The organism is Corallococcus terminator (assembly GCF_003611635.1).
GTDB classification, from domain to species: Bacteria; Myxococcota; Myxococcia; order Myxococcales; family Myxococcaceae; genus Corallococcus; species Corallococcus terminator.
Map to the genome: position 1 here is coordinate 1 of NZ_RAVZ01000393.1, position 8,080 is coordinate 8,080.

The 8,080-nt window shown below is 69.2% G+C and carries 8 protein-coding genes; 4 read left to right on the forward strand and 4 right to left on the reverse strand.

Going from position 1 to position 8,080, the window contains the following annotated elements:
• On the reverse strand, positions 1-1,293 hold a 1,293-nt coding region (locus D7V88_RS35760), incomplete at its 3' end, for an MFS transporter (protein ID WP_147449003.1).
• Between the two features lie 31 nt (positions 1,294-1,324).
• Positions 1,325-3,394 carry a methyl-accepting chemotaxis protein gene (locus tag D7V88_RS35765; protein ID WP_120545083.1) on the reverse strand — a complete coding sequence of 690 codons (2,070 nt, stop codon included), beginning with the start codon at positions 3,392-3,394 and terminating at the stop codon, positions 1,325-1,327.
• Positions 3,395-3,483: 89 nt separating this feature from the next.
• On the opposite strand from D7V88_RS35765, the gene D7V88_RS35770 reads away from it, so the two are divergent.
• From D7V88_RS35770 to D7V88_RS35780, 3 genes are all read left to right on the forward strand, one after another.
• On the forward strand, positions 3,484-4,533 hold the full coding sequence (locus tag D7V88_RS35770; RefSeq protein ID WP_120545077.1) for a histone deacetylase family protein: 1,050 nt from the start codon (positions 3,484-3,486) through the stop codon (positions 4,531-4,533).
• A gap of 167 nt (positions 4,534-4,700) precedes the next feature.
• The gene (locus D7V88_RS35775) at positions 4,701-5,150 is read left to right on the forward strand and encodes an ATP-binding protein (RefSeq protein ID WP_120545078.1); all 450 of its coding nucleotides are present in this window, start codon (positions 4,701-4,703) and stop codon (positions 5,148-5,150) included.
• Positions 5,143-5,490, forward strand: a complete 348-nt coding sequence (locus D7V88_RS35780) for an STAS domain-containing protein (protein ID WP_120545079.1) — start codon at positions 5,143-5,145, stop codon at positions 5,488-5,490. Before D7V88_RS35775 ends, D7V88_RS35780 begins: the two co-directional genes overlap by 8 nt.
• A gap of 55 nt (positions 5,491-5,545) precedes the next feature.
• Here D7V88_RS35780 and D7V88_RS35785 read toward each other — a convergent pair whose 3' ends face one another.
• Positions 5,546-6,034 (reverse strand): DUF1772 domain-containing protein, encoded by a 489-nt coding sequence (locus D7V88_RS35785; RefSeq protein WP_120545080.1) that lies wholly within the window; start codon positions 6,032-6,034, stop codon positions 5,546-5,548.
• Between the two features lie 80 nt (positions 6,035-6,114).
• On the opposite strand from D7V88_RS35785, the gene D7V88_RS35790 reads away from it, so the two are divergent.
• Positions 6,115-6,909: an AraC family transcriptional regulator gene (locus D7V88_RS35790; RefSeq protein ID WP_120545081.1), complete on the forward strand. Its 795-nt coding sequence runs from the start codon at positions 6,115-6,117 to the stop codon at positions 6,907-6,909.
• On the opposite strand, the gene D7V88_RS35795 is transcribed toward D7V88_RS35790, so the two are convergent.
• A partial coding sequence (locus D7V88_RS35795; protein ID WP_147449004.1) for a porin occupies positions 6,906-8,080 on the reverse strand: 1,175 nt, incomplete at its 5' end. The two genes, D7V88_RS35790 and D7V88_RS35795, sit on opposite strands and share 4 nt — an antisense overlap.

An 8,080-nucleotide genomic window follows, 5' to 3' on the forward strand; every position in this document is an offset into this window, starting at 1 on the left:
GTGGGGGTTCGCCTGGGGCGACAGCGGCACCGCCATGCCCTGGCCGGGGGGGACCGCCAGGGCCCGGGCCTGCTCCCGCGAGTGGACCCGCTTCTCCACCACCCACAGCATGACGGGCACCCCCAGCGACAAACCGATGGACACCCAGGCGATGGTCCCCATGCCCCCCAGCGTCCCGTCCGGCAGGTCCACCAGCAGGCGGGAGGACAGGAAGGCGCCCAGCGCGGCCGCCATGTGCTGCGTCGCGGACTGCAGCGACATGAAGCGGGCGCGCACCGGGTTGTCCGGCACGCGGGAGGTGAGCGTGTTGTACGCCACGTTGCGCACCCCCATGGCCATCATGAAGCCCATGAAGAGCAGCGGGATGGGCAGCCACGCCGGATAGGAGACGAAGCCCACGAAGGTGAAGACCGCGGCCAGCAGCACGCCCACCGTGCCCACGCGGAACGAACCGAAGCGGTCCACCAGCGGCCCCGTCAGCCGCAGCGTGACGAAGCTCACGATGCCGCCCGCGAAGTAGATGATCCACAGCCGGTCGCGCGGGTAGCCCAGGTTCTGCTGGAGGTAGGCGGAGATGTTCGGGATGACGATGAAGCCGCTCATCATCACCAGCGCCGTCATCAGATACGACAACTGCACGTCCGTGCGCCCCAGGAGCGCGCCCACGCCCGGGGCCCGGGCCGCGCTTCCCCCCGCGTCCAGGTGTCCGCGCACCGGCGGCAGGAGGAGGATCGCGGCGGCGGCCACCACGAACCCCAGCGCCGCCACCGCGAAGAAGGGCAGCCGCCAGCCGCCCACCTCCGCCACCTTGAGCGCCATGGGGACGCCCAGCACGGACGCCACGGAGAAGGACGCCATCACCGCGCCCAGCGCCCGGCCCCGGCGCTCCGCCGGGATGAGGTCCGCGATGATGGACAGGGAAAGCGCCGTCGCCGGCCCGCCGAAGAGGCCCGCGCACACCCGCGCCAGGAGCAGCGTGGACAGCCCCGTGGCCAGGCCCCCCGCCGCCGTCGCCGCCACCAGGCCCAGCATGCACACCGCCAGCGCCTTGCGGCGGTCGTAGCGGTCCAGCATGTAGCCGCCCACCAGCCCCGCGACGCTCGCGGCGGCGGTGTAGCTGCCGCCAATGGTGCCGATGTGTGACGACTCGATGCCCAGCCCCTTCGCGAAGTCGGGGCCCAGCGGCATCACCATCACGAAGTCGAGGATGTTGACGAACTGCACCGCGCCGATGAGCAACACCACGGCACGCTCGGAGACGGGAGCGGGGGAAGAAGCGGACTCAGCGGACATGAGGAGCGGGCTGCCTTCTTCTTAAAGGACTTCAGACGCGGAAGCGCCGCACTTCGGCGCGGAGGATCTCCGCCTGACGCGTGAGGTTGTCGATGGCTTCTTCCAACTGGCGCACCGAACGCGTCTGGTGCTCGGACACGCCCTTGATGGTCTCCACCGCCTTGAGCACCTGTTCGCTGCCCTTGGTCTGTTCCTTCTGGGCGCGGTTCAGGTGGGTGACCATCTCGTTGATGCTCTCGATGGAGCGGGTGATCTGCTTGCTGCCGTGCGCCTGCTCCTGGCTGGAGCGCTGCACGTGCTGGGTGAGCGTCTTCATCCGCTCCGCGCTCTTCATGATCTGCTCACCGCCCCGTGCCTGCTCGTTGGAGGCCTGGGAGATCATCTGCACCGTGGCGGAGATGCGGTGGATGGCCGCCGTCACCTGCTTGCTGCCCCGGGACTGCTCCACCGTGGCGCGGGCGATGGCCTTCACCATCTGCGTGGACTTCTGCGTGCTGTCGTTGATCTTCCGCAAGGCGCCTTCCGCCTCGCGGCCCAACTGCACGCCCTCCTCCACGCTCTTGTAGCCCTGGTTCATCACCACCACGGCGTTGCGGCTCTCCTCCTGCACGCCCCGGATGAGCTCCGCGATCTCCTTGGTGGACGCGCCCGTGCGCTCGGCCAGGTCTTTAATCTCCTCGGCCACCACCGCGAAGCCCTTGCCGTGCTCGCCGGCCTGCGCGGCGATGATGGCGGCGTTGAGGGCCAGGAGATTCGTCTGCTCCGCCACGTCGTCGATGACGTTGAGGATGTTGCCAATCTCGGAGATGCGCCGGCCCAGGCTGTCGATGACGCCCGCGGCGGTGCGGCTGGTGTCCTTGATGCGGTCGATGCCGGACAGCGTCTTGCGCAGGGCCTCGACGCCCGTCTGCGCGTCCTCGAAGACCTGTTCGGACAGGCGCGCCGTCTCGTTGGCGTTGGCGTCCACCTGACCAATGGCCGCGTCCATCTCACTGATGGCGGAGGAGGTGTCCTCGGTGGAGGCGGACAGGTCCTCGATGTTCTTGGCCACTTCCTTGATGGAGTACGTCATCTGTTCGATGGCGCTGGTGGTCTCCTCCACGCTGGCGGCCATGGCCTGGACGTTCTCCGCCACCTCGTCGTTGGTGGCGGCCATCTCCATGATGGAGGAGCTGCTCTCCTCCGCGCTCTGGTAGAGGACCTCCACGTTCTCCGCGATGCCGCGCAAGCTGGCCATCATCTCCACCATGGAGGAGGACGTCTCCTCCACGCGCGACTGCACGGTGCCCGCGCCGGAGGACACGGTGGTGCCGGTGCGGTGGATCTGCTCGATGACGCCCGCCACCACGTCGGACACGCCGCGCACGCGGCCCAACGTGTCGCGCCAGCTCTGCGCCATGCGGTTGAGCGCCTCCGCCAACTGGCCCAGCTCGTCCGTGCTGTTGCGCACGTCCGCGCGGCCGGTGAGGTCGGCTTCCGCCAGCTTGCGCGCCATGGACATCATCGTGTCCAGCGGCTGGAGGATGAACGCGCGGGAGATGAGGAACGCCACCAGCAGGAACAGCACCAGCCCCACCAGGAAGGCCAGCAGCACGGTGTGGCGCAGCGACTGGAGCACGCCGTCCAACCGCGACAGGTTCACCACCACCACCACTTCCCCAAGCGCGCCGCTCGCGGGCGCCACGGCGACGGACACCGCCTCGTCGCCGTTGGGGAACGGCAGCCCGTTCAACGGAGGCGGAGGCCCGGACTCCGGTCGGGTGCGATCCTCCAGGGCCTTCTGGAACCAGGCGGGCACCGGCGAGGGGTGGGTGGCCAGGGGCGAGCCATGGGCATCCACGAGGGCCACGATGCTGAAGTCCTCGTCTTGACGGTAGACGCCTTGCAGGCTGGGAACCGACCGGATGTCCCCCTGTGCCGCGAGCAGCTCACTTACCTCCTGTGCCTTCGCACGGGCGTGAGCGCGCAACCGCTCCTTCAGGTAGCTCTCCACCTGCAAGGGGACGACGAAATAGAGCGATCCAAGGACGACGGCCAACGCGAGGCCGAAAGAACCCAGGAGGATGCCCCGGAGACCGGGTTTCTTGAGGCGACGTGCCAAGGCCCGCGCACTGTAGGGAGGGTGTGCCACCCAGGGCAAGGAGCGGCCCCTTCTGGCCCGGTCTCCGCCGCTGGGTTCCCGGCCCCAGGATGCGTAAGGTCGTCAGTACGATGACCGCGACGCTGCTGCTCACCGACCCGCTCTTCCTCCAGCACGACCCCGGCGAGGGCCACCCGGAGTCTCCTGCCCGGCTGCGGCGCATCCTCCAGGTGCTCGCCCGGACCCCCATCGCGGGCACGGTGATGGCGCAGCCCCGCTCCGCCACCGACGCGGAGCTGGCGGCGGTGCACTCGCCGGCGCTGCTGGCCTCGCTCGCGGGCTTGAGCGGACAGAGCGCGGAGATCGACGGAGACACCTTCGTGTCGCCGGACAGCGTGGATGCGGCGCGGCTGGCGGCGGGCGCGGCGGTGCAGGCCGTGGAGGCCGTGCTCGCGGGCAAGGCCAGGAACGCGTTCGCGCTGGTGCGTCCGCCCGGACACCACGCGGAGCCGGACCGGGCCATGGGCTTCTGCCTCTTCAACAACGCCGCCATCGCCGCGGAGGCCGGACGGCGGTTGGGCGCGGAGCGCGTGCTGGTGCTGGACTGGGACGTGCACCACGGCAACGGCACCCAGGCGGCCTTCTGGGGCCGGCGCGACGTGCTCTACCAGTCCGTGCACCAGTTCCCCTACTACCCGGGCAGCGGCGCCGCGCCGGAAGTCGGCCGGGGCGAGGGCCAGGGCTTCACCGTCAACTGCGGCCTGCCTGGCGGCAACACCGACGCCGACTACGGGATGATCTTCGAGGAGCTGCTCTTGCCCGTCGCCCAGGCGTACCGGCCCGACCTCATCCTCGTCTCCGCGGGCTTCGACCCGCACCGCGACGACCCCATTGGCGGCATGGACGTCACCGAGCGCGGCTTCGCGGCCATGTGCACCTCCGTGCGCAAGCTGGCGGAGGAAGTGTCTGGCGGGAAGCTGGTGCTGTGCCTGGAGGGGGGCTACTCGCTGGAGGGCCTGTCGAACTCCGTGCATGCCTGCATCGAGGTGCTCGCGGGACGCGACGACAGCTTCGCCACCGGCGACGTCAACGCGGACGCGCGCCACGCGCTGGCCGCCAGCCGTCAGGCGCTCCTGCCCTTCTGGGCCAGCGTGCGTTGAATCCTCCCGAGTTCGCACGGACCCGGATGGCTGTGATTGTGGACCCAGGCTGACCGGATTCGCATTCAACGATAAAATCCGGTTCTTCTTGCAAGGCGTGACTTCCGTCACTACCTCTGGGCCCCAACGAGTTCGGCGGCGGCAAGCCCTCTCACCCACGGCCCTGGATGACGAAGACACTCATGCTCGCTGGCGAGAGCCGGCTGCCATTCATCGAACGCGTCACGGCGGCGCTGGGACCCTTCCTTCGGGAGCAGGGCTTCGCGGACGCGGCGGCGGAGCACGTGAAGCTGGCCGTGGCGGAGGCGGTGGCCAATGCCATCCAGCACGGCAACCAGGGCCGGGTGGCCAGGCGCGTGGAAGTCACGTTCGAGTCACGCGAAGACCGGCTGACGGTCTCCGTGCGCGATGAGGGCCCTGGCTTCGATGCCGCCCTCCTTCCGGACGCACTCGCGCCGCAACACCTGCTCAAGCCCTCGGGACGGGGCGTGCTGCTGATGCGCACGCTCATGGACTCGGTGGAGTTCTCCACCCATCCCCAGGGGGGCCAGGTCGTCCATCTGTCGAAGCAGAAGCACGCGGTTCCACCCAACACCCAGGAGAAGCGCCATGGCTGAGTTGAACGTCAAGAGCCGGCAGTCCGGCAATGCCACCATCCTCGACCTGTCCGGGAAGATCACCATCAACGAAGGTGCCCACGTCCTGCGTCACACCGTGCGCAGCACCCTGGAGGAAGGCAAGAAGAACCTCGTGCTCCACCTGGCCGACATCACCTACGTGGACAGCTCCGGGCTGGGGGAGCTGATCTCCTCCTACACGACCACGACGAACCAGGGCGGCAAGCTCTGTCTGCTGAACCCCTCCCAGAAGATCATGGACCTGCTGATGATCACCAAGCTCATCACCGTCTTCCAGGTCTACGACACCGAGCAGGAGGCGGTGAGCAGCTTCAACTGAGTCCCGGCTCCGGGCACACCGTGTTCGCGCGGCGTGCCCGTGTTTCATCCAGGGCTCAACGCGCCACCCACCGCAGCCAGGACAAAGCCTGGAGGGAGGCGAACCACGCCACCGCGACGAGCGTGTGGCGCAGGTGGTTCACCTGGGACCAGCGCAGCGCGGACGCCACGGACGCGGGGGAGTCCGGCGCGTCCAGCAAGCGGATCATCGTGGGGATGAAGTACGAGAACGTGAGCAGCCGGTCCGCGAGCGCGACCCCGGCCGCCACGAGCCACCAGAAGCGCAGGGGGCCCGTCACCTGCGTGGCGAAGTAGAAGCTCGCCAGGGTGAGCAGCGTCAGCGGCCCCGTGCTGACGAAGGCCCAGAAGCGCAGCCCCACGTTGTCCTGCCGCGCCGCCTCCGCGTTCCAGTGCGCGCCCGTGGCATCCAGCCACCGGGGCAGGAGGATGCGGTGCTCATAGAGCCCCGCGCCGAACGCGATGCCCAGGTTGAGGACGAAGAGCCACAGCAGGATTGCGCCCACGGACAGCTTCAGGTTCATCATGCGCTGAAGGATGCGTCCCGGTGTGCCCGGGCGTCTTTCGCGTCCTTGTGCTGTTTTTCTCAATCCTGCGGTGATTCGCGATGAGCCCCCGGCACGTCCTCCTCCAACAGATTGGCACCGACATCGTCCGCTTCCAGGACGCCTCCGCGGACTTCGACGCGGCGGTCGGTGAGGTCCTGGCGCTGGGCCGCGCGGAGCTGGTGTGCCTTGCGCAACTGCACTTCGGAGGCCCCGCGCCCATGAGCGCGGTCGCGCGCGGCACCGACGTGGAGCGGCTGGAGCTCGCAGGCTACGTGCGGCGCGAAGCTGCCAGGGGCGGCAGGCGGCTGGTCCTCACCGAACACGCACGCGAATGGATTGAAACCCTCTGGGGCCCCTTGAGCGTGGACGGGATGCGCTTGATGGAGCCCCTGTCGGACGCGGACCTGAAGGTCGTCGCCGGCTTCCTCACCGCCGCGCGAGCGGTCCAGGAGCGCCATGCGTCCCGCTTGTCGAAGCTCCTCGACACGCCGGGCGGCTCACCGGCGGCGCGCAGACGCGGCGGGCTCTCCGCCGCCGCCCTCTCCCGCGTGCAGCTCTTCGTCGAGGCACACCTCGCCCGGCGCATCCGCGTGGGGGAGCTGGCGAAGCGCTCGGGCTTGAGCGTCTTCTACTTCACCCGCGCCTTCCGGCAGTCCACCGGGATGACCCCGCACGCCTTCGTCCAGCAGCGGCGGGTGGAGCGGGCGCGCGAGCTGTTGAGCCACCCCGCGCACTCGCTGGGAGACATCGGCCTCGCGGTCGGCTTCAGCTCACAGAGCCACTTCACCACCGTCTTCCGCCGCGTCACCGGACTGACGCCCGCGGTCATCCGGCGCTCGGTGGCGCCCCGCTAGAACGCCAGGTTGAGCTGGAGCGTGAGCAGGTTGGTCGTACCCGTGTCCTTCGCCAGGGTCACCGCGCCCAGCAGCGCCGGGTCCGGCGTCTCCTGGTGCGCGAACTGGTAGCGCAGCTTCACCGCCAGGAAGGGCGCGTCCAGGAACCACGCGAGCTGCGCCTCCGCGATGTAGAGCGCGTCATCGTCCAGTTCGTGGCTCGCGTCCAGCCAGGACAGGCGCACGCCCGCGTCCAGCACCTTCTTGTAGAAGACGTAGTCGGCCTGGGCCCACGCCCCCACGCTGGTGAAGTTCGTGCCCGCCGCCTCCGGATTCGTTCGCTCGATGTAGGCCTCCATGAAGAAGGTGAAGCGCTGGGCCTGGAGCATGAAATCCACACCACCGGTGGCGAACTTGCGCACGCCCTCGTCGATGATGTCGAAGCTGCCCGTCTCCACGTTGAAGTTCTCCTCGCGCCGCTGCACCTTGCCGCCCGCGCCCTGCACCGTGAAGGACACGCGCAGCGGCGCGCCGTTCTCATCCGACATGATGTACGGCAGCTCGCCGTAGCCCATGGGCCCCATGGGGCTCACGGTGAGCCGCACGTTGGACACCCACCGCCCCGGGTCCGACGTGATGGAGCGCAGGGGCGAGCCGCTGTAGATGCCCGCGTAGTACTCCAGCGTGTCGGTGGTCCCCATGAACGTCACGCCCTTGTCGCGGCCCGTCCAGAAGTAGTTCGCCACCGGCGCGAACTCCGGGAAGAGGATCTGCTGCGGCCCCAGCGACTCATGCCGGCTGAGCGGCGTGTAGTGCTGCCCCAGCCGCAGGCCCGCCGCCTTCCAGGGCTGCACGTCCACGTAGGAGTCCAGCAGGAAGGGCGCCAGCGGGGATGCCAGCTCCAGCGACGTCCAGAAGCTGATCCACGGCCGGTACACGTTGCCGTAGATGCGGGGCCGCAGGAACGGGAACGCCGTGCGGGACATCGCCTCGCCGTTCTCCCAGACGGGCTCCAACTTGTAGGCGGACTGCAACCCCGCCCCCAGCCGGTAGTTGCCGTCGTCGGACGCGATGGCGAAGCCCTTGTCCTCCCGCGGCGTCTCCACCTTCGGAGGCTTGTCATCCTTCGCGTCCGCGGCCTCCACGCCAGCCGCCGCGAGCACGCCCAGCAACCCCGCACAGCCCCACCGCT

Coding starts and splice junctions, on each gene's coding strand:
- D7V88_RS35790 (WP_120545081.1), top strand. CDS start 6,115: ATGAGCCCCCGGCACGTCCTCCTCCAACAGATTGGCACCGACATCGTC.
- D7V88_RS35780 (WP_120545079.1), top strand. CDS start 5,143: ATGGCTGAGTTGAACGTCAAGAGCCGGCAGTCCGGCAATGCCACCATC.
- D7V88_RS35785 (WP_120545080.1), bottom strand. CDS start 6,034: ATGATGAACCTGAAGCTGTCCGTGGGCGCAATCCTGCTGTGGCTCTTC.
- D7V88_RS35775 (WP_120545078.1), top strand. CDS start 4,701: ATGACGAAGACACTCATGCTCGCTGGCGAGAGCCGGCTGCCATTCATC.
- D7V88_RS35770 (WP_120545077.1), top strand. CDS start 3,484: ATGCGTAAGGTCGTCAGTACGATGACCGCGACGCTGCTGCTCACCGAC.